This is a genomic window from Saccharothrix isguenensis, from assembly GCF_052936305.1.
Genome location: NZ_CP193626.1, coordinates 5,045,031 through 5,070,302 on the forward strand (window position 1 = coordinate 5,045,031; position 25,272 = coordinate 5,070,302).

The 25,272-nt window shown below is 66.6% G+C and carries 22 protein-coding genes, 1 tRNA gene and 1 pseudogene; 9 read left to right on the forward strand and 15 right to left on the reverse strand.

The window, feature by feature from the left end; genetic code table 11:
- The first annotated feature begins 43 nt into the window (after window positions 1-43).
- The 3 genes from ACRAKI_RS22620 (at window position 44) to ACRAKI_RS22630 (ending at window position 2,511) form a co-directional block, all read left to right on the forward strand.
- Complete coding sequence (locus ACRAKI_RS22620; protein WP_447002505.1) at window positions 44-1,006, forward strand: hypothetical protein; 963 nt, start codon at window positions 44-46, stop codon at window positions 1,004-1,006.
- A 429-nt stretch (window positions 1,007-1,435) separates the two neighbouring features.
- On the forward strand, window positions 1,436-1,966 hold the full coding sequence (locus ACRAKI_RS22625; protein ID WP_447002506.1) for an ISAs1 family transposase: 531 nt from the start codon (window positions 1,436-1,438) through the stop codon (window positions 1,964-1,966).
- A 254-nt stretch (window positions 1,967-2,220) separates the two neighbouring features.
- On the forward strand, window positions 2,221-2,511 hold the full coding sequence (locus ACRAKI_RS22630) for a hypothetical protein (RefSeq protein ID WP_447002507.1): 291 nt from the start codon (window positions 2,221-2,223) through the stop codon (window positions 2,509-2,511).
- 333 nt (window positions 2,512-2,844) lie between these two features.
- On the opposite strand, the gene ACRAKI_RS22635 is transcribed toward ACRAKI_RS22630, so the two are convergent.
- Window positions 2,845-3,987 carry a hypothetical protein gene (locus ACRAKI_RS22635; protein ID WP_447002508.1) on the reverse strand — a complete coding sequence of 381 codons (1,143 nt, stop codon included), beginning with the start codon at window positions 3,985-3,987 and terminating at the stop codon, window positions 2,845-2,847.
- A gap of 277 nt (window positions 3,988-4,264) precedes the next feature.
- Here ACRAKI_RS22635 and ACRAKI_RS22640 point away from each other — a divergent pair, with 277 nt between their 5' ends.
- Window positions 4,265-5,542 (forward strand): pentapeptide repeat-containing protein, encoded by a 1,278-nt coding sequence (locus ACRAKI_RS22640; RefSeq protein ID WP_447002509.1) that lies wholly within the window; start codon window positions 4,265-4,267, stop codon window positions 5,540-5,542.
- Window positions 5,543-5,573: 31 nt separating this feature from the next.
- Here the strand turns inward: ACRAKI_RS22640 and ACRAKI_RS22645 are convergent, their stop codons facing one another.
- Window positions 5,574-5,957 (reverse strand): hypothetical protein, encoded by a 384-nt coding sequence (locus ACRAKI_RS22645; protein ID WP_447002510.1) that lies wholly within the window; start codon window positions 5,955-5,957, stop codon window positions 5,574-5,576.
- 98 nt (window positions 5,958-6,055) lie between these two features.
- On the opposite strand from ACRAKI_RS22645, the gene ACRAKI_RS22650 reads away from it, so the two are divergent.
- Together ACRAKI_RS22650 and ACRAKI_RS22655 are read left to right on the forward strand one after the other, a co-directional pair.
- Window positions 6,056-7,096 (forward strand): IS630 family transposase, encoded by a 1,041-nt coding sequence (locus ACRAKI_RS22650; protein ID WP_447002511.1) that lies wholly within the window; start codon window positions 6,056-6,058, stop codon window positions 7,094-7,096.
- Between the two features lie 182 nt (window positions 7,097-7,278).
- Window positions 7,279-7,386 (forward strand): annotated as a pseudogene (locus tag ACRAKI_RS22655) (transposase); the annotation flags it as partial.
- Window positions 7,387-7,764: 378 nt separating this feature from the next.
- On the opposite strand, the gene ACRAKI_RS22660 reads toward ACRAKI_RS22655, so the two are convergent.
- Window positions 7,765-10,833 (reverse strand): NACHT domain-containing protein, encoded by a 3,069-nt coding sequence (locus ACRAKI_RS22660; RefSeq protein ID WP_447002512.1) that lies wholly within the window; start codon window positions 10,831-10,833, stop codon window positions 7,765-7,767.
- A gap of 266 nt (window positions 10,834-11,099) precedes the next feature.
- Between ACRAKI_RS22660 and ACRAKI_RS22665 the strand changes: the two genes are divergently transcribed.
- Window positions 11,100-12,182: an integrase core domain-containing protein gene (locus ACRAKI_RS22665; RefSeq protein ID WP_447002513.1), complete on the forward strand. Its 1,083-nt coding sequence runs from the start codon at window positions 11,100-11,102 to the stop codon at window positions 12,180-12,182.
- A gap of 400 nt (window positions 12,183-12,582) precedes the next feature.
- On the opposite strand, the gene ACRAKI_RS22670 is transcribed toward ACRAKI_RS22665, so the two are convergent.
- The 7 genes from ACRAKI_RS22670 to ACRAKI_RS22700 form a co-directional block, all read right to left on the reverse strand.
- On the reverse strand, window positions 12,583-13,716 hold the full coding sequence (locus ACRAKI_RS22670; protein WP_447002514.1) for a tyrosine-type recombinase/integrase: 1,134 nt from the start codon (window positions 13,714-13,716) through the stop codon (window positions 12,583-12,585).
- Entirely contained in the window at window positions 13,709-14,338 is a 630-nt protein-coding gene (locus ACRAKI_RS22675; protein ID WP_447002515.1) for a hypothetical protein, read from the reverse strand. Before ACRAKI_RS22675 ends, ACRAKI_RS22670 begins: the two co-directional genes overlap by 8 nt.
- A 144-nt stretch (window positions 14,339-14,482) precedes the next feature.
- Window positions 14,483-14,565: transfer RNA gene (locus ACRAKI_RS22680), tRNA-Leu, on the reverse strand.
- A gap of 297 nt (window positions 14,566-14,862) precedes the next feature.
- The gene (locus ACRAKI_RS22685) at window positions 14,863-15,108 is read right to left on the reverse strand and encodes a hypothetical protein (RefSeq protein ID WP_447002516.1); all 246 of its coding nucleotides are present in this window, start codon (window positions 15,106-15,108) and stop codon (window positions 14,863-14,865) included.
- 68 nt (window positions 15,109-15,176) lie between these two features.
- A complete protein-coding gene (locus ACRAKI_RS22690; protein ID WP_447002517.1) occupies window positions 15,177-17,693 on the reverse strand; it encodes an ATP-dependent Clp protease ATP-binding subunit in 2,517 nt (838 codons plus the stop codon).
- Between the two features lie 157 nt (window positions 17,694-17,850).
- Window positions 17,851-18,411 (reverse strand): EF-hand domain-containing protein, encoded by a 561-nt coding sequence (locus ACRAKI_RS22695; protein ID WP_447002518.1) that lies wholly within the window; start codon window positions 18,409-18,411, stop codon window positions 17,851-17,853.
- 454 nt (window positions 18,412-18,865) lie between these two features.
- On the reverse strand, window positions 18,866-19,393 hold the full coding sequence (locus ACRAKI_RS22700; RefSeq protein ID WP_447002519.1) for a hypothetical protein: 528 nt from the start codon (window positions 19,391-19,393) through the stop codon (window positions 18,866-18,868).
- A gap of 269 nt (window positions 19,394-19,662) precedes the next feature.
- Between ACRAKI_RS22700 and ACRAKI_RS22705 the strand changes: the two genes are divergently transcribed.
- Complete coding sequence (locus ACRAKI_RS22705; RefSeq protein ID WP_447002520.1) at window positions 19,663-20,652, forward strand: DUF6492 family protein; 990 nt, start codon at window positions 19,663-19,665, stop codon at window positions 20,650-20,652.
- Between the two features lie 17 nt (window positions 20,653-20,669).
- Here the strand turns inward: ACRAKI_RS22705 and ACRAKI_RS22710 are convergent, their stop codons facing one another.
- Window positions 20,670-21,221, reverse strand: coding sequence for a hypothetical protein (locus tag ACRAKI_RS22710; protein ID WP_447002521.1), 552 nt, complete (start codon window positions 21,219-21,221; stop codon window positions 20,670-20,672).
- Between the two features lie 247 nt (window positions 21,222-21,468).
- Here ACRAKI_RS22710 and ACRAKI_RS22715 point away from each other — a divergent pair, with 247 nt between their 5' ends.
- Entirely contained in the window at window positions 21,469-21,876 is a 408-nt protein-coding gene (locus ACRAKI_RS22715) for an STAS domain-containing protein (protein ID WP_447002522.1), read from the forward strand.
- 195 nt (window positions 21,877-22,071) lie between these two features.
- Here ACRAKI_RS22715 and ACRAKI_RS22720 read toward each other — a convergent pair whose 3' ends face one another.
- The 4 genes from ACRAKI_RS22720 to ACRAKI_RS22735 form a co-directional block, all read right to left on the reverse strand.
- Window positions 22,072-22,509 (reverse strand): hypothetical protein, encoded by a 438-nt coding sequence (locus ACRAKI_RS22720; protein WP_447002523.1) that lies wholly within the window; start codon window positions 22,507-22,509, stop codon window positions 22,072-22,074.
- Window positions 22,510-22,569: 60 nt separating this feature from the next.
- Window positions 22,570-23,001, reverse strand: coding sequence for a DUF6292 family protein (locus tag ACRAKI_RS22725; protein WP_447002524.1), 432 nt, complete (start codon window positions 22,999-23,001; stop codon window positions 22,570-22,572).
- A 106-nt stretch (window positions 23,002-23,107) separates the two neighbouring features.
- A complete protein-coding gene (locus ACRAKI_RS22730) occupies window positions 23,108-24,235 on the reverse strand; it encodes a site-2 protease family protein (RefSeq protein ID WP_447002525.1) in 1,128 nt (375 codons plus the stop codon).
- Between the two features lie 13 nt (window positions 24,236-24,248).
- Entirely contained in the window at window positions 24,249-25,253 is a 1,005-nt protein-coding gene (locus tag ACRAKI_RS22735) for a S1C family serine protease (RefSeq protein WP_447002526.1), read from the reverse strand.
- Between the last annotated feature and the right edge of the window lie 19 nt (window positions 25,254-25,272).

Genomic DNA, 25,272 nt, shown 5'->3' on the forward strand with positions numbered 1-25,272 from the left:
GATGGCGGCCCAATGCGAAGGCGCCGCAGGCGCCACGCTGGACTTGGACTACCTCGACCTGACGCAGCCGCTGGTGGCCCAGCGCATACTCGATACCGGTCTTCTCCCGTCTTCCGGTAGTGGGTTCGAGGCAGACCTCATCCGTGCCGTAGTCGACGGCCTGTGCCCGGAGGTCAACTCCACACGTTCGCTACCGGCCCAGATCGCGGTCGCGTTCAGCATCCAGGCGTTTCTTACCGACTCCACGGCTGGCTTCTCCAGCGACAATGCAAACGCTGATCGCCGCCGCAGGGAGGCCATCCTGCGGTTACGCAAGACCCATTCACCGTTCGCCGACATCGCTGCACTGCGCCGGTTCAAAGCTGGCGAGAAAGACAGTACGTTTCCTTGGTCGAACACAGCATCAGCGCTGTTCGACCAGGCTGGTCGTTGCTGGCTGGCCTCCCTGATCGCCATCATCGGTGCAGCCTCGCCCCACAAACTCGCATACACCCGTCGTGAGACGACAACACCGTTCGGACCCGACGCACACCCGACAACTCTGCTCGCCCACAGTCGTACCAACCGTGCCAACGGACACTGGTGGCGCGACCAACTTGATCGCATCGACACCACCCGTACCAGCGTGAAGCCGAACGCGGACGAGGACCTGTTCCGCGCCGAATGGGTGCTAACCCTATGGTGCGTCGCAACGGAATCCGTGCTCTCGTCATTGTTCGCGCAGTGGCAATCGGTCTTCACCGAACTCTCCCCGCTCCGACGCTACGTCGTCACCGACGCCGCCCACCGCATCGGAATCCACGGTTGGCTCAAACCACTCACTTCTGTCGAGCGCCCATCGAACAAGATCGTCGCACGCCTACTTGACGTGCGTGAACCGCAGCGCCAGACGCCTCTCGTGAGGAAAACCTCGGTACGCCGACCCACCGTGCAGCCACCGACTCTGCTCGATACCGCGCGCAACGGCAGATGGTTCACCGTCGACAATATCGGCAGCTACCGGTGATGTCCGGGGCGCTACCTTTTGAGAGTCGGGTCGCGCCACCACGCCCACACCAGTGCGAAATTCTGGAGCAGGCAATAGGCGAAGTGGGGAACCCGGCTTGAACGTTGTAGCCGTCGATCAGGCTACCCTCTGTCGACAGGGGCCCGTCAGGGCGATTGCGTAGTCAGACAGCAATGCGCTGAGCTGGGAGTTTGGGATGTGAAGGGCCTTCGTGGAGGCGATGACGGCGGGTGGGATCGCATCGGTGATCATGGAGTTGCGACGCTTCACGACTCCGAGGAAGACCTCACCCGCCGATGGCATCATCTCTCATCACCGCACTGACCGTCACGACACCCTCCTTCGACGGCCCAGCCGCGCCTGTCACCGATGGTGAGCACGGTGGTCTGCTGGACGCCTTGGCGAAGATCCCGGATCCGCGTGACCCGCGTGACCCGCGACCCACTGCCTGCACTGCTCACGGTCGCGGTCTGCGCGGTCCTGGCCAGGGCGTCGTCGTTCGCGGCGATCGGCGACTGCCTGCGGGATCTCGACGGACATGCCCGTGACCGGCTCGGTTTCGATCGCATCCCTTCCGGCACAACGATGTGGCGGCTGTTGACCCGCCTCGACGCCGACCTGTTGGCCACCGTCCTCGGCGGCTGGCTCACCACCCGCGCCCGGCGATCGTCACCGGTCCGTCCACGCCGACACCGCCACGTCATCGCCGTGGACGGCAAGACCCTGCGCGGCACCCGATCAGACGACGGCCGACAGGTCCATCTGCTCTCCGCGCTGGACACCGACACCGGCATCGTCCTGGCCCAGGTCACCGTGGACGCGAAATCGAGCGAGATCCCCGCGTTCACACCGCTTCTCGACTCCGTCCACAAGGTCGTGGGCTCCTTGGCGGGCGTGGTGTTCGTCGCCGACGCCCTGCACACCCAGGCCGGCCACGCCCGGCAGGTCGCCGCCCACTGAACCCATCTGATGACCGCGGTCAAGGGCAACCAGCCAACGTTGCTCGCCCAACTCAATCCCTGCCCTGGCCCGAAATCCCCGTCGGCGACCGCACCCGCGACCGTGGTCACGGACGCCGCGAGACCCGCACCGTCAAAGCCGTCACCCCACACACCCCCGGCGGCATCGCGTTCCCCCACGCCGAGCAGGCCGTCCGAATCACCCGCAGCCGCACCACCAGCGCGAAAACAAGCCGCGAAACGGTCTACCTCACCGTGTCCCTGTCCGCCGGCGACGCCCTGCCGGCCGACCTGCAGGACTGGATCCGCCACGAACGGCTCATCGAGAACCAGGTCCATCACGTCCGCGACGTGACGTTCCGTGAAGACTCCCACCAAGCCCGGACCGGCACCGGCCCCGCCGTCATCGCGACCCTGCGCAACACCGCAATCGGCTGGCACCGCACCAACGGCGACACCAACATCGCCCGCGCCCTCCGACGCGCCAACCGCCGATCACACGACCTGATCACCGCCATGACCAGCAGCTACCCCACAACGCAATGACCCTGAGCTGCCGCCGGGCACGAGCGGCGCGATGACCCGGTCACTCACGGTGACTACCCCACATCGCGGGCTTCGGCTCCGGGAACGACTCGAACCCCCGACCGCAGGCTGCGATCAGGAGTCGGTACTGCGATGCTGTGCGGCGGGAAGAGTCCCACGTTTGAATGTCCGAGGAGCGACTTGTGCACTATCCACCCAGCTGCCTTTGTTCATCCCGTAAGTCAGAGCCCGTCTAGTGCTCGGTCCTGCATCTCAACTGGCGAGTGCAGGACCGAGCACCCTAAAAATGCAATAAACCAAGTCGGTCGTACCAGAGGACCAGCGAAACTATGGCTAGGAGGGAGGTCCGCTGCCAGGCCAAATCATGATCACAACTGCAATTACAAGGGCCGCACCAATTACCATCCCCCATAGTACGTATGTGAGTCGATCCGGGGGTCGTACACGGGTCGCGTTTAAGGCAAGTTCGGATGCTTCGTTCATTGCCGCGATATTCGCGGCCAGTCCGTTCGAGGCGTTCGACAAGCTATCCACTGTAGTGCGAATCTGGGACAACCGGCCCGAGTCGGGTATCGTTGATTTGTCGAATCTGCGCCAAACGCTGAGTAGTTGCTCGAAACTCTCATGCGAATTGGCGATTTTCGTGGCGGATTGATCCAACAATGGAACGTGATCCGGAAGGTAGTTCAATGGCTGCGTAGCTCGATGCAGGGAGTCAATGTAGTCGGGCAGTAGCGCCAAACGATCGGCGGCCTTGTAAAGCATATATATGTAGTCGGGAAGATTACTCAGCCTTTCAGATGACCTATGCAGCATCGGAACACTATCTTGAAGATGTTGCAGACCTCGTGACGAGTCGCGGAGCAGATGGGCCGAATCCGGCAAATGCCGCAGAAGGTCGGCAGATTCCGCAAGCGACGCTATCGAATTCAGGTCCAACTGTGGTTGATCGAAGGTCTGAGAAACCAGAACCTTCAGCATATCGACAGTCTGTCGACCCAGGGATTCCACCCTATCGATGGCCTCCAGCAACTCCATCTTAGTTGCATCGATGACTCCTGTGACTGCCCGCGCAATCGCGCTTTCCAGTTCATCTTCGGTTAAGGCAGCAAGATCCTTCGACAATTCCCCCTCGTGATCAGACTTCCATTTGACTAGCTCCTCCGTGGAAAATTTTTCGCCGGTCGGTTTCCGGTCCACAAGTTTGTGATGAAAGACGCACAGCAGGAGAAGGTTCGAAAAAGCTTTGCGTTGCAGTGGCGTCTTTCGCTCGTCCCATCTCGGGCCGCTTTTCTTCGCTGCGGTAATGTGGGCGATTTCAACCTGCACAATGGGAACATTACCTGCCATCTTAACTGCCCGAACTGAACAGTTGGGCGCATAACAGTAATTGCGCCCCAATGCAAATAGAGCCTTCACGGTGACCGAGCTATAAGAGCGATCACCGCTATTTCCGACAGAGGCACTCAAAGCCATGAGAGATAGACTATCGCAGGCCACCGACAACTCGGGTGTGTCAGTGTAATCGCAGAACTGCGTAGTCCCCTGCAGGCGAGGGTGCCCGCCCGTACCCGATCCGGATGTGAGCCGAGGCGCACATGCACAACGCCGTGCGCCGGTTGCCCGACATGCCCGGCACGGCTGAGCTTCGACGACTACATGGTCAACGAGCAGCAGCAGCTGATGGGCCGGTCGATGACGGAGATCGGAGTGTCGAGCGCCAGCACGCTGGCTCGCCGAGGATGATGGACGTGTGAGCGCACGAAGAACAGCACGGCTGCTGCCTAACTGGACGCAGCGGATGTGGCAGATGCGGATTGGACGATGGTGGTGGACCGTCGTCGTCATCATGGTGCCGGTCGTAGTAATCACAGCTGGGGCGGTGATCTTGCTACTGACTTTCGTCGATATAGTCGACACTAAGGATCGTATCGAGATACTTAAGATGTGGTTCACAATTGGCGCTGGCACAGGCGGAATTGTTGCCTTGATCTTAGCGCGCAGAAGGCAATGGTCAACAGAACAGGCACATCAGCTTGCTGAGAATACAGCTGGTGACGTTAGACACGACGCAACCGAGCGAAGAATAACCGATTTATATACGAAGGCCGTTGAACTACTGGGGGGAGATAGCGCAGCGGTTCGACTCGGAGGGCTTTACGCTTTGGAGCGTCTGGCACAGGACAATCCCCGACATCGGCAAACAATTATAAATGTGGTTTGCGCCTACTTGCGCCTACCTTACAAGGTGACTATAGAAACTCAGGCACCTACAGGTGATTACGATTACAGAACTGCACTTGGTGACGCAGATAGAGAGCAATTGCAGGAGCGCGAAGTACGCCTTGCTGCGCAACGCGTTATCGCCGACCATATGCGGCCAGGTACGAATCAGGAAGCTTTCCTTGAGACTTACTGGGAAGGCATCCGCCTAGACCTGTCAAGGGCTCATCTGATTGATTTCCAGCTGGATCACTGCAAGTTTGGCGCATCGATCTTCAAGCGAGCCGTATTTCATGGACACACCGTGTTTCAGGAAACTCGATTTGGTGACGACGCAAACTTCAAGGAAAGTACCTTCGTTGGCTCGGCCAACTTTGCTAGGGCAACCTTCAATGGAATGCTATTCCTCACGGGGTCCCATTGGTCTGGCGGCGAGGCGGTCTTCCATGGTGCACACTTCCTAAAGGAAGCATACTTTGACCAGGCGACTTTCAATGACGGTTTTACTGAGTTCGACGGCGCAACCTTCGACTCTAATGCAATATTCAGTTCAGCCGACTTTGAAACTGACGCCACATTCCGAGGTGCGACATTTTCTCGACAAGCGACTTTCGCTGGCTCAAACTTCAAGTACCCACTATGTCTGGACGGGGCAACTTTTAGTGGTTCCACCTCGTTCGTTTACGTCAAGTTCCTTTCTGAAGTCTCGTTTACAGGGGCGCAATTTCCTGGTGGGGCTACGCCGCCGGAGCTCGTGGAACAATGTCACAAGCAAAAGCTTGAAGCTTCGGACGGTTCGCTGGACTAAGGGCTGTCCCGCAATCCCACGAGGCTGAGGGTCATGCTGTGTCCGGGTCGGTGCCGATGGCACCGGCCGAACGAAGCGAACGCCCGAGGTCTCCGGTGAGGATGCAGGGGTGTCGCCGCCACCACCACAGGTCGGGGCCGGGCAGCCTGTGGAACTGACCGAGTACTTGGCCGTCGTCGTCGATGGTCACGGCCTTGTACCGGTCGTCCAGAGCTTTGATCCGCGTCGTCCAGAGCTGGACGACGTGTTCGTCCAGCAGGAGCCAAGCCTCGTGCAGCCAGTTTCGGCAGTAGAGGTCGTTGGTGTACTCGTAGATGTCGTCGCCGTAGCCGCGCTCGATAACGCTCACCAGGGCAGCCCACGCGTTCATCCTTTCAGCGACCGTGAATGCCGTCCGCCAGCCGCGTTGGTGCAACAGCTTAATCGTGGGGCGCTAATCTCGCTGTGGATTTAGAGTACAATCGGCAGTATTTATTGATGCGAAAGTGATCACTTGCCTTTAGGTTGATTACCGTGGTCGAGGTCTGGGGTGGGCACCGGTTGTCGCCTGCGGAGCGTGAGGTGCTGCGGTTGCGGGTGGTGGCGGCGTTGGAGTCCGGGAAGGTCGGGGGTTATCGGCAGACGGCGGAGGTGTTCGGGGTCTCGGAACGGTCGGTGGGCACCTGGTGGCGCGCCTACCGGCGGGACGGTCGTGACGGCCTGGCGACCCGCACGGGACGTCCCGGCCCTGCCGAGCTGATCGGTGCGGAGGACCGGGGCACGTTGTTCGCGGCGATGGCCGACTACACGCCCGAGGCGCTGTTGATCGGTGGGCCGCTGTGGACGCGCCGGGCGGTGGTCGAGCTGATCCGGCTGGTCGTCGGGGTCGACATGACAGAACAGGGCGTCGGGTTGTGGCTGCGCCGCCACGGCTTCACCCCACAACGCCCGGCCCGCCGCGCCTACGAGCAGCAGCCCGCCGCGGTGCGGGCCTGGCTCGGTGAGCAGTACCCGGCGATCGAGACCAAGGCGAAGGCCGAGGGTGCCGCGATCGCGTGGGTCGACCAGTGCGGACTGCGCTCGGACGCCGCACCACCCGGCCGGTCCTGGGCGCCGAAGGGGCGCACGCCGATCGTGCGGGTGACCGGGAAACGGCTGCGGGTCAATGTCATGTCTGCGGTCGCTTCGCGTGGCGCGTTGTGGTTCACCGTGTTCACCGAACGCTTCACCGCGCCGGTGTTCACCGCGTTCCTCGACCGCCTCGCCCGCCAGGCGGGCCGGAAGGTGCACGTCATCGCCGACCGGCACCCGGTTCACCGGAGCAAGGCCGTCCGCGCCTGGCTCGAGGACAACGCCGACCGGGTCGAGCTGCATCTGATGCCCGGCTACAGCCCCGAGTTGAACCCCGACGAGCTGCTCAACGCCGACCTGAAACGCAACGTCAACGCCTCACGGGCCCACAACGTCGACCGCCTCGCCCACGAGACCCGCCGGTTCCTGCGCCGCCGCCAGCGACAGCCGCACCTCGTCCGCGGCTACTTCCGGGCCCCGCACGTCCGCTACGCCGACATGTAGGAAACCGAATACTCTCATCTCAATACGTGCGGCAGTGCCAGGAAAACGCAGAGGTCGCGGTGTGGGCGCGTGATGAGGTGCGCTCGATCCGCGAGGAGCAGAGGGAAGGTAGTCATGGCCGTGACGCCGGTTGATGACGGTGACCGGGTGAGGGTGGGGAGCAGCGCTTTTCGAGCGGCACAGGTTTCGACGCGGGCAAGAAGGTCAACGGCCGCAAGCACCACATCGTCGTGTACACCGTCGGGTTCCTCTTGGCGGTGCTGGTCACCCCCGCCTCCACACAGGATCGGGTCGCAGCCTGCTGCGGCGTATGCGTGACACCGCCGGCAGGCGGGTCGCCCTGGTGTGGACAGACGGCGCCTACACCGGCATGCTGCTCGACTGGGCTCGATCCACCCTCCCTCTGGGGTGGAAATCGTAAAACGTCCCGACCTGCCCACTTCACGGTGCTGCCCCGACGTTGGGTGGTGGAAAGAACCCTGGCCTGGATCACCGGACACCGCCGCTGCGCCCGCGACTACGAACGACTACGCCACCATCACGAGGCCATGGCCCGCTGGTCCATGATCCACATCACCAGCTGCCGACTCATCCAAGCCCGGTGACGCCACCGCCCCACCAGCGACGATGACCTTTCGAGCGCACAGGTTAGAACGAACCTCCGGTGTTCAGCCGTATACGATGTTCACATCGGCTGGAAGGTCGTTCATGTTCCGATACTTTTTACGCCTATTCAGGCTGAGCTGCCGGAGGGGGAGGACCGCTAGCGAGGTCAGGTCGCGAACTGGGCAGTCAAGTAGAGACAGCACTTCGAGATTCCGCATCTTCATCAACGGACGCAGGTCCGAAGCCTGGGTCCGGTTCAGCACCAAGTGGGTAAGCTTCGGGGTTACGTGCGCCAGTTGTCCTGTTAGGTGGCTCGCTCCGCAGCCAGAAATGTTCAATATCCTTAACCGCGTCAGGCTGCCTAGCGGACGCAGGTCTTGCAGGTTCACTGCATCCACCAAGGACAAGGCGACGCATCGTTGCAGCCAGCTCAACGGCGTGAAATCGCGAACCTTGTTCAGCCGGTCGAGGTTCAATACGGATAGCGTGGCTAAGTGCGCAGCGAAGTCGATGTCGAACCATCGGCCGGATGGTGCCAGCTCCAAAGTAAGTGTTCGCAGGTCGGGCAGCTGCCTGAGAACATCGAGGTTCTGGTATTGGTGGGCTCCGCGAATCGCCACGGAGTGTGCTCCACGTAGGTTGCGCAGTGGTGCAAGGTCTAGTATGGACGGGAGGACCGAGGCGTTAATCGACCTGGGCGATTTCATTTCGTCCAAGAAGGACAGGCTCGATATGCCCTCTGTGCGGCCAAGGCAGAGATCGATCCTGCCGAGGTGGGGCAATCCTTTCAGGTACGGGACGTGACGCGCACCATAGACGGTGGTTGTTTTCCGAGGAGGTAACACCGTGAGCACTTCGCGGGCGAAGCGCTCGGCATCATAGTATTCCCATACGTTTACGAGCGACTGCCCCGTGCGTTCGTCCGCAGTTCGCGCTAGTCGGCGGAGAAGAATGTCGATCGAGTTGTGGTTGCCGCACAAGGCTGCCGCACGAATAGTAGCGTCGACCTGCTCGGGTGACAAGCCCTTCATTTCCATCGGCAGGTGGTCCAACAGGCCCGGGCCGAGCCGGGCGAGGTTCATCGCCTCACCCCAGTTGTTCGGCGGCACCAGTTTGGTGCGGACCACCAAGTCGAGCTCTCGGTGCATCTCAACAGGAATCTCGCCTGCCGTTTCCAAGAAACCTGTCGCTAGCACGTGGAGGTATCGGTTCCCGGTAGGCGACGTCTGGGCCTGGTCCAGCACTCCACGCAACAACCGTTGCAACTGTGGTCGGTTGGCATGACCCGCAGCCATCATCACGGTCTCCCGCCAGTCCGGCTGGAGCACATGACCCAAGAGGGTGTCGATCTGGTCGTCGTCGACGGCTTCCGCCGCCGCCAAGTACTCCTGGAACGTTCGGTGGATGAAGTCGACCCGCCCTTCAACCGGCTCGCGCAGGACTCCGCTGCGATCCAAGAGGTCGGTCATCGCGTGCGTGGGTTCGACGGTGGTACCCACGACGGACGGCAGCTTCCGTGCGACGTGTCGGACCGCTTGCTCCTTCTCCAAGTCAACGCGACTGCCCAGGGTTAGCCGCCACGCGAGGTCGCGCAATAAGATGAGCCGCTGCCGAGCCGTGATTCTTCCGCGGATGCCCCTCTCCTCATCCCGCAAGCCGAGCAGCATGTCCAACGCGGCCTGGTAGAGGGCCATACGGTCCTGCGGGAGTTGGGCCGCTCGTTCCAGGTTGAGCGCGCAGAGCACGGCGCACAGCAACGGCGTGCCAGCCAGCATCCGCAGGTGTGGTCGCGTCTCGAACTGCGCCACCAGTCGCAGTTCCACCTCGGCTAGGTCGTGAGGCTCGACCCGCCTGCTCTGGCTGGCAGCCTCGTGCCACCGCGCGATGAACGCGGCTATCTCGGCAAGGTTCATCGGTTCGAGCCGGATGTTGCGGAACCCTTCGTCGTCCAGCCAGTCCTCGGCCACACCCGACGGGCGGGAGGTCACCACGACGCGTAGTCGCGGGTACGCAGTCATCAAATCGGTTAGCCAACCGCGCACTGCCGGCCGGTGTTCCGCCGAAACTTCGTCCACACCGTCGATCAGCAGGAGACAACGCCCGTCGAGCAGTTGCCGGCGGATCCAGCCTTCGGGCGGGCGGCCAAGTAAGCTTCCCACTTCGTGGTCAATTAGTGCGTCCACGCCAGGCAAGTTCTGCCCCGTGTAGCGCCGTAGGCGGACCGGAAGCGGCAGACTGCCATTCCACGACGTGAGGTCGTTGACGAAGTGGCCGCGGGCCGCCGTTACTGCCAGCCAGTCCACCAGAGTCGACTTGCCTGAGCCAGCTTCGCCGCGGACGAGTATGCGAGAAGAATCGGCGAGCGCCGTCTCCACGCGCACGCTTGGCGGTTCGTCCGCCGATACCACATCGCGGGTCGCGCTGAGACTAAGGTAGGCCAAGCTGAGTGAGAGCTGGATCCGCTGCCTGCTAGGGATACCCAACAGCTCCAGCCGGTCCAGTTTTCCCGCGAGGACGTTAAGGTAATGGGCCCGGTAGTCGGCGTCCCGGTCCTCGGGCGTGCCGCTGCACAGGACAGTGCGTGGCGTCAGGACGAGTAAATCGGTGAGTTGAGTCGACAATGCGGTCAGCCGGCCAAGGATGTCGGTCAGTGCCCGTTCCGGGTAGATCGCGAGATGCTGCACGACCTGGATAAAGTAACGACACGACTGGTTGAGCGTAAAATCGTAGAGCTTCGTGCCCGCTTCGGACAGACCCGCTGTCCGCGGCTGGTCGGGGATACTGGCACGCACCATGGCCGACAACCGCTCCGGGTCCATGTCGGCGGCCAACAGAGTGGCATCCGACAGATCCATCTCGCTCAGCGCGTCGCACACGGCGTCGAGAGCGGCGTTAACTTCATTGTCGGGTAAGTGGTCGGTCCTAGCCTCGACCAACGGACCGAGTTGTTCGGCGGTTTGCTGGGCGATGTCCTTCAGGACCAGTTCCAGGCGGTTGCGTTGCAAGGGAGTTCTGAGTTCGGCGGCCGCCAGGTCGGCGAGGCTGCTGGTTCGATCATGTGCGCTCCGGCGGTTGCGCAGCCACGCAGTTGCAGCCTGCTTGGCCACCGCTCCGCCGATCTTCAGTGCCACACTCTCCAACCCGAACGCGCTCATGCATTGGTAATCGGCCAGCCCGCCCTAGACGTTTCAGTGCGCGACTCAAGCCGGAGCTTGCTAGCACCGTTCAGCTTCAGGCCGAACGTCGGTTGCGAGACGTTACGGATCACCATCAATATTCGTGAATATCGCTCGTATTCGTTGAGTCAGGTTCCTTCGGCCTCCGGCAGCTTGTGCCGCTCGAAAAGTCATCGTCGCTGGTAGAGCGAGAGCGCCGTCGTCTTTGGGAGCATGGCCGGGTGATCGTGTCCCTGCTGTACAGGACGACCCGGAGGTTATTGTCCGTCCCGGCGGTGCTGCTACGCAGCCAAGCGGCGAAGGACGCCGACCTGCTCGTGCTGCGCCACGAGAACGCCGTACTCCGTCGGCAACTCGCGAGTCCAGTCCGCTACGAGCCCGCGGACCGGCTCTGGTTCGCCGCCCTGTCCGGCTTGGTGGATCGTCGACGTTGGTCAGAGATCTTTCCGGTCACCCCGGGCACCCTGCTCGCCTGGCACCGCAAACTCATGGCCCGCAGGTGGGACCACTCCACGCGCCGACGCACCGGACGCCCACCAACCCGAGCGGCGGTAAGAACGCTCGTGCTGCGGCTCGCCAGGGAGTACCCGCGGTGGGGTCACCGCCGGGTCCAGGGCGAACTGGCCCGACTCGGTCACCGCATCGCCCACTCGACGATCTGGCAGGTCCTGCACGACGCGGGCATCGACCCGGCACCACGCCGTAATGGCCCGACCTGGCGACAGTTCCTCACCGCCCAGGCCCAGGGCATCATCGCGGCCGACTTCCTCCACCTCGACACCATGCTCGGCACACGCCTGTACGCACTCGCGTTCCTCGAACACGGCACCCGACGCCTGCACATCACCGGCGTCACCGCTCACCCGACCCAGGCATGGACCACGCAGCAGGCCAGGAACCTCGCCGCCGACCTCGGACACCGGACGGAATCCCTGCGCTTCCTGATCCGCGACCGCGACGGCAAGTACAGCCAGGCGTTCGACGCCGTCTTCCAGGCCGACGACCTGCACGTGATCAAGAGCGCGCCACAGGCGCCCCGGATGAACGCCCACTGCGAACGGGCCATCGGCACCATCCGACGCGAACTCCTCGACCACATCCCGATCACCGGCGAAGCCCACCCACGACAAGTCCTCAAGACCTACGAAGACCACTACAACCGACACCGACCCCACCAAACCCACAACCAACTACCACCCAAAACCCAGCAACACCCCGCCGCAGCACACGACCCCGCCGCCCACAGACCGCACCGCACCCGCATCCTCGGCGGACTCATCAACGAATACAGACACGCCGCCTGACCAGCAGCGACGACTCTTCGAGCGGCACAGGTCGCGTCCACCGGCGCGAACAGCGACGGCACCAGGTTTCTTCCCCGCGCGAGCGGGGGTGGTCCCGCACGTCGGCGGCCGGTCGGCCAACGCCGACGATCTTCCCCGCGCAAGCGGGGTGGTCCTCGAGCACGTGCTGGCCGCGACGTTCGCCGTGGAGTCTTCCCCGCGCGAGCGGGGGTGGGCCCTCGCGCCACGCCTGGCCGCCGCCGCCACGCACGTTTTCCCCGCGCGAGCGGGGGTGGTCCGGTCAGCGTCCGCCCCGGTCCGAACGGCACGGTGTCTTCCCCGCACGAGAAATGGCCGATCCGGGATCCGCAGAGGGATGGGTTGTCCGGCCGTCACCCGACGGCCGGACAACCACCACGCCCTACAGCTTTCCCGATACTCCGAGCACCGCCCGCAACGGGTGCTCCTCCACCTCCTGGTGCGCCGTGACCGCCAGTGGGTGTCGGATGCCGGTCATGGCCTGCAACGCCGTGGCCACCTCCGTCAGGCTCGCCTTGACGTAGGTGTAGGTCGCGCCGTGCGTGTTGGAGACGGGTCCGACGTGCCCGGCGTAGGCGCGCGCCACGGCGAATCCGAAGTTGCGCTCGACCCACGTCAGTGTGGTGTGCCGCAGCCAGTGGGTGCTGATCATCCGGGTGTGGACCGTGTCCACGTGCTTGCCGATCCTTCCCCACAGCGTCTCGTAGCGCTTGCGGGTCAACGGATCGCCGTCGAGGTAGCGCAGCACCGGGCTGTCCTGCTCCCGCGCCCCGCGTCGATGGGCGTGATGCAGAAGGCTCGCCATCAGCGGTGGGGACACCGGCTGCCACCGGAAGGTCGCTCCCTTCTCCCGCAGCAGCACCAGACACCGCTCCGCGTCGAGATCGCGCAACCGCAGTCCGAGCGCACCGCCGCGGCGGGCCGCGGTCTCGATGTGGAACCGCAACAGCAACGCGTCCAACTCCGGGTCGTTGCCCGTGGTGGAGGCGATCTCCTGGATCTTCGCCACCAGGGCAGGGTCCAGGCTGTGGCGACGCGACCGCACCCGTTTCGGTTTCCCCACCCGCAGCATCACGTTCTGCCGGACGGTCAGGATCTCCTCCTCCACCGCATACCGGTACAGGCACAACAACGCGTTGTAGGTGTGCTCGGCCGCGCCCTGGCCGCCGTTGCCCGACCTGCGCACCACCACCCCGGCCCTGACGGACTCGAACAATCCCTGGACGTCGGAGACGGTGATCTCGTCCAACCGCCGCCCGCCCCACACGGCGACGATCTTGCGCCAATAGGTGCCGTACACCCGCCGCGACGGCGCCGGAACCGCACCCGACACCACCGGCACGAACTCCGCGAACGTCGGCACCCGCCCCACCGGCACCGCGCCGCCACCGCCCGCCTCGGCACGCCCGGCAACCAACGCATCGAGATCCACCAAATCCTCGACGCGCAGATTCATCCGCGCCAACAGCTGCGTGGCCATCGCCACGTCGGCCGGATCGGGAACGGACTCACCCACGACACCCACCTCCCGACCCCGCGGAGCCGGCGGGCCGCGACACCGCTTTTCCACCGTCAACCGACCGAACCGACGGACCAACGTCGGAATCACCGACGTGAGTTTCCGCGGCGCGGGCGGCGTCGATCAGCCGACGCGGATCAGGCAAGGCCATATCCAACTTCTCCTGGCCGAAGATCAGCAGCGCCGACCATTCCGGCACCGCCCGCACCAGCACCAGCTCGCGTTCACCAAAACAACACCAACGGCGGACGGCGACCGGGATGTGCAGGAACCGCCGGGTGCTCAACGCGTACTCGCCGCTACGAATGCCGCGCACCACGATGGTCCCCGCGTGCACGGAGATGTCGATCCGCGTTCCCGCTTCCCAGCCGAGAACGTCGAACACCATGCTGCACGTCAACCGGCCCTTGTGGTCGAGCACCGTCGTGCAATACCGGCGCAAATGCCGCAGCCGGATCGGCGGGAGTTCACCCGGACCGGGCGCGGGAGTACGCCGCAGATCCAATTCCCGAATGCCCATGGGCTCGGCCGGCGGTATGCCCGCGCCGGCCTGGGATGGCCGTGCATTCACCGTCGACGGGCTGCCGTCGGGCGCGGAGCGGGGGTCGCGGCCGGGCACGAGCGGCGCGATGACCCGGTCACTCATCGTGACCACCCCGCACCGGGTGACCCGACCCCGGGAACGACTCGAACCCCTGACCGCAGGCTGCGATCAGGGGTCGGTACTGCGATGCTGTGCGGTGGGAAGAGTCCCACGTTTGAGTGTCCGAGGGGGGACTTGAACCCCCACCCCCTTTCGGGGACTAGCACCTCAAGCTAGCGCGTCTGCCATTCCGCCACCCGGACTCCCCGGCTCACGCCGTGGTGTGTGCATAGGTTACATGATCGTTCTCGGTGGCCAAAATCGGGGGGTCGGAGACGCCTTGACCTGCGGACTAGCTGCTGTTCGGGTCCCCGACCTTCGACTGTGGCCGCACGGTCTGCTGTGGCTGTCCGGTCTTGGACCACTGCTCCGCAGACCGTGACCGGCTGAGAGGAGAACGCGGAGGGCCGGCGCCGGATCGAGGAGCGGGGAGGGTGGTCAGGGCAAGGCCCGTGCGTCGATGGCGAACCGAGCGGTCCGCCACTGCTGGGCAGGGCCGCTCAGGCCACGTCGAGGACGGTTCTCAGCCAGCCTTCTTCGCGCCCGTCGAAGGCCTCGTACACCTCGACGGCGTTGGTGGGCCGTTCGCGCCGCGTGACGAACGCGTTGAGGTCCACCGTGCCGCTGACCACGAGGTCCGTGCCGCAGATCGCGCTGCCCGTGATGCGCACGATCGCGTCGCTCGGCTCCAGGACCTTCGGGTCGGGCACCTCGTCCAAGCGGACGTCGCCGGTGCCGTGCCACACCACACCACAGCCTTCACCGTGTTCGCCTCCTCGTCGTCGCCGTGCCTTCGCCCGTGTCCGGATCCGGCTCAAGCGCCGGAGTCGGCGGTGGTGATGGTGAGCTGGTCGTCGTCCGCGTCGACCCGGACGTGCGTGCCGGCCTTGAGGCTCCCGTCGAGCAGCATGCGGGCGAGCCGGTTGTCCAGCTGTTGCTGGATCGTCCGGCGCAACGGTCGTGCGCCGAACTCCGGCTGGTGGCCTCGTCGGGCGAGCCAGGCCACCGCGTCGGGTGTCACGTCGAGGTCGACGTTCTGGGCGTGGGCACGGCGTTTGGTGTGTTCCAGCATGAGTTCGGTGATGCGGTGGAGCTGCTCGGCCTCCAGCCGCCGGAAGACGATGATCTCGTCGATCCGGTTGAGGAACTCCGGGCGGAACGTTTCGCGCAGCCTGCGCATCAGGCGTTCGCGCAGTGGCTGCTCGGTGTCGTGCTCGTCGACCGGGGTGAAGCCGAGGGCTCCTTGGGTGCTGGAGGTGACCAGTTCGGAGCCGATGTTGCTGGTCATGATGATCACGGTGTTGGTGAAGTCGACCGTGCGCCCGCGGGCGTCGGTGAGCCTGCCGTCGTCCAGCACCTGCAACAGGATGTTGAACACGTCGGTGTGGGCTTTTTCGATCTCGTCCAGCAGCACCACGGAGTAGGGGCGGCGGCGGACGGCCTCGGTGAGCTGGCCGGCTTCCTCGTGGCCCACGTACCCGGGCGGGGCGCCGACCAGCCTGCTGACGGTGTGCCGCTCTCCGTACTCGCTCATGTCGAGGCGGATCATGTGGCTCTCGTGGCCGAACAGCGCTTCGGCCAGGGTGCGCGCCAGTTCCGTCTTCCCGACGCCGGTCGGCCCGAGGAACAGGAAGCTGCCCGAGGGGCGATCCGGCTCCGCCAGTCCGGCCCGTGAACGGCGCACCGCCTCGGCCACCGCCTGGACCGCCTCGTCCTGGCCGACGACCCTGCCGTGCAGGTGTTCTTCCAGGCGCAGCAGCCGCTCGCGCTCCTCCTCGGCGAGCTGGCTGACCGGGATGCCGGTGAGGCGTGCGACGACCCCGGCGATGTCCTCGGCCGTCACCTCCGGGACGTCGTGCGGGTGGCCGTCGGATCGGGCCTGGTCCAGCTCGTGGCGCAGTTCGGCGATGGTGTCGCGCAGCCGGGCGGCCCGCTCGTAGTCCTCCTCGCCGACGGCCTGGTCCCGGTCGCGCATGACCTGCTCCAGCCGGGTCTGGAGGTCGCGCGCCTTGGCCGGACCGCGGCCGGTGCGCAGGCGGATCCGCGCTCCCGCCTGGTCGATCAGGTCGATCGCCTTGTCCGGGAGGAACCGATCCGTGACGTAGCGGTCACTCAGCGTCGCCGCAGCCTCCAGTGCCTGGTCGGTGAACCGGATCTGGTGGTGCGCCTCGTAGCGGTCACGCAGGCCGTGCAGGATCGCGACGGTGTCCTCGACGCCGGGTTCCGGCACCAGGATGGGCTGGAAACGACGTTCCAGCGCCGGGTCGGACTCGATGTCGCGGCGGTACTCGTCCAACGTGGTCGCGCCGACGATGTGCAGTTCGCCTCGGGCCAGCGGGGGTTTGAGCATGTTCCCCGCGCCCATCGCGCCCTCCGCCGCGCCGGCGCCCACGACGGTGTGCAGCTCGTCGATGAACACGACCAGCTCGTCCTGGTGCGCCCGGATCTCGTCCAGCAGCCGGGTCATCCGCTCCTCGAAGTCACCGCGGTAGCGCGTGCCCGCCACCATCGCGGCCAGGTCGAGTTGGACGACGCGGCGGCGGGCCAGGGAGTCGGGCACGTCGCCGGCGGCGATGCGCAGCGCCAGGCCTTCCACGATGGCGGTCTTGCCGACACCGGCCTCGCCGATCAGCACCGGGTTGTTCTTCGTCCGGCGGGACAGCACCTCGATGGTCTGCTCGATCTCCTGGTCGCGCCCGATCACCGGGTCGAGGCTGCCCGAGCGGGCCAGTTCGGTGAGGTCGTTGCCGAACTGCTCCAGCGTCGCGGTGGCCGACGGGCGGTCGCTGCGGGCGCCTCGGTCACGTGGGGGTGCGTCACGGCCCGCCAGCGTCTCCGGGGTCACCCTCGCCTCGCGGAGGATCCGGCCCGCGCCGGACTCCGGGTTGGCCGCCAGCGCCAGCAGCAGGTGCTCCGGGCCGAGGTACGACGACCCGAGGCCCCGTGAGATCTGGTGCGCGTCGAGCAGTGCGCGCTTGGCGGCCGGTGTCAGCCGCACCTGGCCCTGGCGCGGCTCGCCGACCTTGGACTGCTGCTCGATCCGGCCGGCCAGGTCGTCGGGGTCGGCCTCCGCGCGTTCCAGGAGCGCTCTCGTGATGGCGTGGCGGGTGGCGGCCCACAGCAGTTGCTCGGTGTCCACGTCGGTCCGCCCCCACTGCCCGGTCTGCCTGACGGCGTCGGACACCAGCTCCCTGGCCTGGTCGCTCATCAGGCTCGTGATGTCGACCGGGTAGGACCGTCGGCCCATCGACTCGGCGCCGAAGAACTGCGCCAGGAAGTCGTCGAAGGGGCTCCGGCCCGGTCCGGCTGGGGATCCGAAGAAGCCGGTCATCGCTCTCCCTCCGGCGAACGGCTCGTCCACTGGGGGCTTTCCTGCGTCCTGGGGAGGCAAACGTCCTGGCGGTTGCCCGTGTGGGTGCCGCAGCGCGGAGCGGCCGGCGCCGGGTCGGCTCCGACCGGTCCGCTCCGACCCGTCCGCTGTGGACGGATCACGCCGCGGGTCGGCCCATCCACCAGTTGCCCGGGGCGTCCGGGTCGGTGCTGGACCAGAACTCCACGCACGCGCGCGTGAACTCCTCGGCGGTGAGGTACCCGTCGCCGTCCGTGTCGAGGTGTTCGAACGCCTCGGCGGCCTCGGTCTCGGTCAGGCCGGGGAAGTGCCCGCGTTGGAACGCCAGGTACTCGGCGGGGCTCACGCGGCCGTCGGTGTCGGTGTCGGCGACGGCGAGGAACGCCTCGGCCAGCGCGCCGACGCTGGCCCGCGCGGCGTGCGGGTCGTCGGCGAGGGTGCTGGTGGAAGCGAGGAACTGCTCGCGCGAGATGGCCGTGCCGCCGCCGGGGATGTGCGGCAGGTGCAGGTCGTGCCAGATGCGCAGATAGGCGTCGACGATGCGCTGCTCCTGGGGCGAGTCGGGGGCGTGGCCGAGTGCTTCGGCGGCTCTCCTGCCCATCAGGACGTGGTCCTGCTCGGTGAGCAGCCCGTCACCGTCGACGTCCAGGTGGGCGAACCCGTGGTTGATCTTCGCGTTGAGCAGGTCGTTGGCCGGCACGAATCCTCCGTACGTGTTGACTGGGAACGGCCCACAGGATGGGTCCACCGGAAGTGGCCGGACAACATCCGAACGGGTTCCCGGGCGACTCGATCAGGTGGTGTCGGACAGTCATGGTCGAGCCGGTGGGAAAGGTCGAGGTAGTCGCTCGTCGCACAGCAGGTCCCTCCGCCGACCAGTGGGCGACGCTTCGCCACGGTGGTGCTGCCCCGGACCGCCGTCGTGCTCTCGGGTACGCCCACGGGGATCCAGTGCGACGCCCCCGTGCGCGTCGGCGTCCGCACGACCGTCGACGTCACCGGAGCCGACCGACCGGCTCGACGCCCGCGCCCCTGTCGTGGGGTGCAGGCGGCCGCCTTCAGCCGGCTGCACCCCACGACACTCGACGACGGCTGCGGCCACGGCTTCTGGCCGCACCGCCGCGTGAACGGCCGTCCTGGTCCTCGGCGCGCGGTCAGACTCCCACGGTGAGGGCTCCCACGAGCGTCAGGTGGGAAATGCCCGTGGTCGCACAGGACAGCGGATCCGGGTTCAGCGCGGTGAGCTGCATTTTCGCCGGTTCGGTTGCGAACGTGCCGCCGGTGATCGACCCCAGCAGCAGGATGACGACGTTCGCGCCGACCCTGCTGGAGGTCCGGTTGTAGGAGTACGTGCTCGGCGTGACGGTCGGGTCGGTCCACGTGAAGACACGGGTGCCGCTGCCCTGGTAGAAGAGCGAGGTGCAGGTGTAGTTCGGCAGCGTGGCGGTTTCGGTGTAGCTGCCGGTGGCGACGGAGCCGTTGGTGCAGTTGAAGAGTTGGCCTTGGACGGTGACCGTGACGGTCCTCGGCGTGTTGGTCACCGGTTCGCTGAAGGCGACTACTTCGTTGACGAGGCAGGACTGCTCGACGGCCGCGTGCGCCGTCGGCACCAGGCCGGACAGCATCGCTGACGCGACCAGGCAGGCAGTGGCGGCACGCGAGGCGGTGGTGCTCAGGTTCATCCGCGAACCCTTTCCGGGGTCGGACCGGCGTCGGCCGAGTCGGCCGAGCCGGTCCTCGATGGGTGTCACATGGCCCTGTCGCCAGTGTCACGATGAGTTACAACGCGGTCACGTTCGGATACCCGGTACGCGCCTGGGGCCGCCCTTCGCGCAGCGACGTCCGAGGCGGTGGCAGGGACGGGTTCGTGACGTGGAACAGCAACCGCGCTCGGCGCGATTGCACTGATCGGCGGTGCGGGTGCGCCCCACGGCCACATGAGGATGAACATGTGACGCCACCCGTCGATCTGAGCCTGCCCCGAGTGGACGTGGTCATCCCTGTCGCGCCGAAGGACGCGGATGGGGTGGGGCTGTGCCTCGACTCCGTCCTGCGCCACTGCCGCAACCCCATTCGGGCGGTGCACCTCGTGTCGAGGTTCCCGGTGGCGGGAGCCGATGAGCGCGTGCGGTGGGTGGACGAGGCGTTGATCCAGCCGGGCATCGAGGACATCGGGAACGCGTTGAGGGCCGCGGGATCGTGCCACCGCAACGCGTCTTGGTACTTCCAGCAGTTGGTCAAACTGCGGTGCTTCGACCTGATCGGCACCGATGCTCCGGATCACGTGCTGGTCGTCGACGCCGACATCGCCTTCGTCGGCGACGTGACGTTCGTGGATCACGACGGCCGCGCACGACTTCCCATGGGATATCCGCTGCACTGGGTGAACGGCACCCGGGCCGCCGCACCAGGCGGGCTGCGGCACTCGGCGTTGAGCGCCGCAGCCCGCCTGGTGCCGGGGTGGCACGCGGTGGACCACTTCAGCGGTATGCAGCACCACATGGTGTTCGAACGCGCGGTGGCGGCAGAGCTGATCCGCCGCGTGGAACAAGCGCATGGCGTGCCGTTCTGGCGTGCGTTCCTCGCCACCAGCGAGTCGTCGAAGTGGACCGGCGCGTCGGAGTACGTGCTGTACCGCCACTTCGCATGTCGACAGTTTCCCGAGCGGGTCACCATGCGTCACCTCTCGGCCGTCGAGGTCATCCAGTCGACCACCGCCGGGAGCTTCACCCTCGCCGATGTGCTCGCCGCCCCGCGCCCGGCCGAGGTCAGGGTCGTGGGCTGCCACCAGTTCCTCCACTACGCCGAGCGCATCGCCACCATGGACTACATCTCCGACGATCTCCGGCGGGAGCTGCCACCGGATGCCCCGCTGATGCTGTCCCTGTCGCACGGCGAACTGAGCGTCGCGCCGGCCTTCGCGCCGCCGGCGCTGCCGTGACTCCGTTGTGCGTGTGTTCACAGCCCGATGGCCAGCAGCCCCACGGCCGTCAACGTCGAGGCTCCCGTGGTCGAACACGCCGTGAGGTCCGGCTGAGGACCCGTGCCCTGTGACTTCGCCGGGCTCGAGGTGAACGTGCCCGCGCTGATGGAACCGACGGCCACCACCACGATGGTGCCACCGATCCGGGTGGCGCTGCGGTTGTAGGAGAACGTGCTCGGCGCTATGGCGCTGTTGGTCCAGGTGAACACCCGTGTTCCGCTACCGGCGGAGAAGACGCTCGTGCAGGTCGCGTTGTGCACGGTGCCGGATTCCGCGTAGCTGCCCGTCGGGGCTGAGCTGCTGGTGCAGTTGAAGAGCTGCCCGCTCACGGTGAACGTCGTGGTTCGCGGGGTGTCGGTCAACGGCGGGTCGTAGGTGACAACCTCGTTGAGCGCGCAGGACTGGTCGGCCACGGCGTGCGCGGTCGAGGTCGTTCCGGCCATCGCCAACACCGCGGCGGCAGCGCACACCATGAAGTTCTTGCTGTTCTTGCCCATGAAGCACTGGTCTACGCCGACGAACGCCACAAGGGGAGGTCCCTTCGGGTGGATCGCTTCGGCCGATCAGGCGTTGGCGGTCGAGCGGTCGGTCGACGTGAAGATGGTTCACGATTCCGCTACGAGTGCCGGCCCGGCCGCGGGCGCGTGCGGTTGTGGTTCTGCATCCGGCGTCGTACGGTTGGTACATCCAGCCGCCGTGACAGCTGCGCGGAGCGACGATTCGGGTTGAGCAGAAGCTCGGTTGCCGGTTCTCGTACGAACCGAGGAGCGCCCAATGGGCCACACCTGCACCGAAACAACATTCACGGACATCACCGCAGTCCACCATCGCGATGGCACAGCCATCGTCGAGGTCGTCGGTGACGTCGACAGGGACAACGACAAGTCCTTCCGCGAGATGATCACCACGCAGCTCGACCGACGGCCGGCCGTGCTGGTCGTAGACCTCACCCGGACCGGGTTCTTCGGGGCGGCCGGTGTCCAGCTGCTGGTGGAGGCGATCCTGCGCACCCGGCGTGAGGGCGTGCGGTTCGCCGTGGTGGCCAACCGGCGCACCGTCCTGCACCCTCTCCGGATCACGCTGGTGGACCAGGCGGTGGACATCCGACCGACCCTGCAGGACGCCCTGACGACGCTGGCCGCCGACAGCATGCCCGCACCACGGCAGATGGCACACCAGTAGGCACCAGTTCGGCCCTCGCCCACGCCCCGGTGGACCGGTAGTGCGTCGACCACGCCCGAAGTCGCACCGCGCAGCAGCCGTCCGACTTGCCCTGCCCAGCCACTGCCACTGCCCGCGCGACCGCGCCCGGCGAGCGCATCGACGCTGTGGACCCGCTCGGCCGCGTACGAGCGGCCACCGCCCGACCGCCTCGATCTAGGACCGCCCCGGCGACGTCGACGGCGGAGCGAACGCCTCCCTCCCGGCTTGCACCCTGAAAAGCTCGAGGTCGGCACGTCGGCGTGCGGCCCGGTCGACCAGGTGGTCGAAGTCGATGTCGGGCAGCCGCGCTTCGAGGCCGGCGAGGTCGCGCAGCGTCGTCCAGAGCTGCTTCAGCCGGCCGTTGAGCTTGAGTCGCCCGAGGCGTTCGGCGATTACCGCGAGGCCGGTCTTGACGGGGTTGGCGCGCGCCCCGAGCCGCCGCATGATCGACCGGAACGTCTCGACGTCCTCCGCGATGCCCGTCGAGACCCGGGCCAGCGCGTCGGCGAGGTCGGTGCCGCGGTTGTCGCGTTGAGCGCGTCGGGCCACTTCCCGCCACGCCACGCCCAGCGCGAGCTGGTCCCTGAGGTGAGTGCCCAGGAAGTCGTCCACGCCCCCGAGGTACCCACCCCCGCGGAACCACTCCCCCGGCCGCTACCGGCCGGTTCGGGGTCACGTGGTGCGCGGTGCCGGCACGAGCAGCGCGACGGCGTAGGGCGCCAAACGACGAACCAGGTCTTCATGCGACCGCTGGTGCGCGCTGTGCCGCGCCGAGGCGCGTCGGTCACCGTGCAGCAGTCCGCGCACCCACCGGGCGACCGCCTCGGGCGCGGGCAGGAGCTCCGGGCCGAAGTACGCGTAGACGATGAGGTCCTCGCCGCTGTGCGTCTCCACCGCCACGGACCACCCGGCGCCCTCGTCCCACAGCAGCGCCACGTCCCGGTCCGGGAACCCCGGTAGCCGGCCGTCGAGCGCCAGGTACGCCCCGGCAGGCTCGGCCTGCGCGTACGAGCACTCACCGGAGAGCCCGAGTTCGCCGGTCACCAGTCGGACGTACCCGCGAAGCCCTGACACCAGGTCCTCGTCGAAGTCCAGTTCCACCACGCATCGCCCCTTCACCAGCTGCTGGGTGCCGATGCGCCGACTGCTTGACGCAGGGGTCGGATACCCCCGAACGGGGAAGCGAACCCCCCGAACGGTCGCTGCCCGCCTACCGCCGGATATCGAGGCCGTGCAGCACCATCGCCCGGCTGATGTCGGTCGGCGAGACGATGCCCACCAGGCGCCCCTGGTCGAACACCAGTGCGCGGCCGTCCGCCTGGTCGCCCATCACGGACAGCAGGTCGGGCAGCGGGTCGTCCGGCTCGACCTTGGGCACCTCCGGAGGCGGCCACGCGGCGTCGCGCAGCGCGGTGCGGTCGCGTTCCGCGGGTGGGACGGCCTTGAGGCGGTTGAGCGTGATCAGGCCTTGGAGCCCGCCGAGCTCGTCCACGAGCGGGAAGGCCGAGTGGCGGCGCACCAGGGCGGTGTCGCGCAGGAAGGTGCTGACGCTGTCGCCGCCGTCCGCGGTGTCCGGATCGGCGGTCATCACGTCCCGCACGCGCAGCCGCGACAAGGCGGCGCCCAGTTCGGACTGCCGCTGCTCGGCCTGCGCCATGACGACGATGAAGGCTCCGATCATCATCCACCACAGCCCGCCGGTGGTGCCGTCGAACAGCGTCACGGCCCCGAGCAGGATCAGGGTGAACCCGAAACCCCGTCCGACGCGGGTGCTCGCCACGGCGGCGCGGTGGCGGTCACCCCACCGCCGCCACAGCGCGGCGCTGAGGATGCGGCCACCGTCCAGCGGCGCCGCCGGTATCAGGTTGAACGCCGCGAGGACCAGGTTGATGAAGGCGAGGTAGGCCAGCACGCCTCGGACCAGCACGTCGGCGTTCGCCACCGCCACCGGCCAGGCGAGCAGGAAGAAGCCGACGCCGAGGACCACGCTGGTGGCCGGTCCGGCGGCGGCGACCCTGAACTCGGCGCCGGGGCTGCGCGACCGGTCCTTCAGGGTGGCCAGCCCGCCCAGCATCCACAGCGTGACGCCTTCGACCTCCTGCCCCTCCCGCCTGGCGACGAGGGCGTGCGACATCTCGTGCGCCAGCAGCGACACCATGAACAGCGTGGCGGCCACGAGACCCGCGAGGAGGTACGCCCAGCCCTCGTAGCCGGGGTACGCCAGCGGGAACCGGCCCATGCCGATGGCGACCACCAGCAGGACCACGATGAGCAGGACGCTCCAGTGCAGGCCCAGCCGGATGCCCCACAACCGCCCCAGGTGGATCGTCGCGCGCACTGCCCTCACCCCCTCAGCGGGTCTGCGAACCGATCTCGACCTTCAGCTCCTGCCGCTTCCCGTCGCGCACCAGCTCCACGGCCACGGCGCTGCCCGGCTCGGTGCCCCGCAGCGCGCCGAGCAGGTCCTCGACGTCGCGCACGTCCTGGTCGCCCATCCGGACGACGACGTCGCCGTCGCGGACACCGGCCTCGGCGGCGGGACCGCCCTCGTCGACCCCCACCACCAACGCGCCCTGCTCGACGGCGATGTCGAAGCGCTCGCGGAGTTCGGCGCTCAACCTGCCCACCGACACGCCGAGGTAGGGGTGGGCGACCTCGCCGGTGTCCAGCAGCTGCTCGGCCACGTGCACCGCCGTCGCGGACGGGATCGCGAAGCCGAGCGACACCGCTCCCGCGGCCGGCGGGATGTACGCCTCGTTGATGCCGATCACGCGTCCGGACGTGTCGATCAGGGCGCCCCCGGAGTTGCCGGGCGAGATCGGCGCGTCGGTCTGGATGAGGTCCACCAGCGCCCGGCTCTGCGCCGCGGAGCCCGGGATCTCGCGGTGCAGACCCGACACGATGCCGGCGGTGACGCTGTTCTCGAAGCCGAGCGGGCTGCCGATCGCGAGCACGTGGTCACCGGGGCGGGGCAGCTCGCGGCGGAAGTCCGCGACCGGCAGCCCGTCGCGGGCGGTGCGGATGACCGCCAGGTCGGTGATGTCGTCGGTCGCCAGCACCGTGCCGTCCGACTGCTGCCCGTCGGCGTACTCGATGACGACCTCGCGCTGGTTGCCGACCACGTGCTGGTTGGTCAGCACGACATCGGGCTGGAACACCACACCGCTGCCGACGCCGGAGCGGGTCCGGACCGTCACCGTGCTCGGCGACACCTGCTCCACCACGTCCGCGTACGACGGCGTGCTGTTCGTCGTGGCCTGCGCCGTGGTGGTGGACGCCTCCTGCGTCGCCACATCGGCGCCGGTGCAGCCGCCCACGGCGATCAAGACCGCCGCCGCTGCCGCCGCGTGTCGCATGCCCACCTCGCACCTCCAG

Bases quoted from the DNA above. Each gene is read 5' to 3' on its own strand.
- ACRAKI_RS22635 (WP_447002508.1), bottom strand. From the start codon at position 3,987: ATGGCTTTGAGTGCCTCTGTCGGAAATAGCGGTGATCGCTCTTATAGC.
- ACRAKI_RS22690 (WP_447002517.1), bottom strand. From the start codon at position 17,693: ATGACCGGCTTCTTCGGATCCCCAGCCGGACCGGGCCGGAGCCCCTTC.
- ACRAKI_RS22700 (WP_447002519.1), bottom strand. From the start codon at position 19,393: ATGAACCTGAGCACCACCGCCTCGCGTGCCGCCACTGCCTGCCTGGTC.
- ACRAKI_RS22715 (WP_447002522.1), top strand. From the start codon at position 21,469: ATGGGCCACACCTGCACCGAAACAACATTCACGGACATCACCGCAGTC.
- ACRAKI_RS22735 (WP_447002526.1), bottom strand. From the start codon at position 25,253: ATGCGACACGCGGCGGCAGCGGCGGCGGTCTTGATCGCCGTGGGCGGC.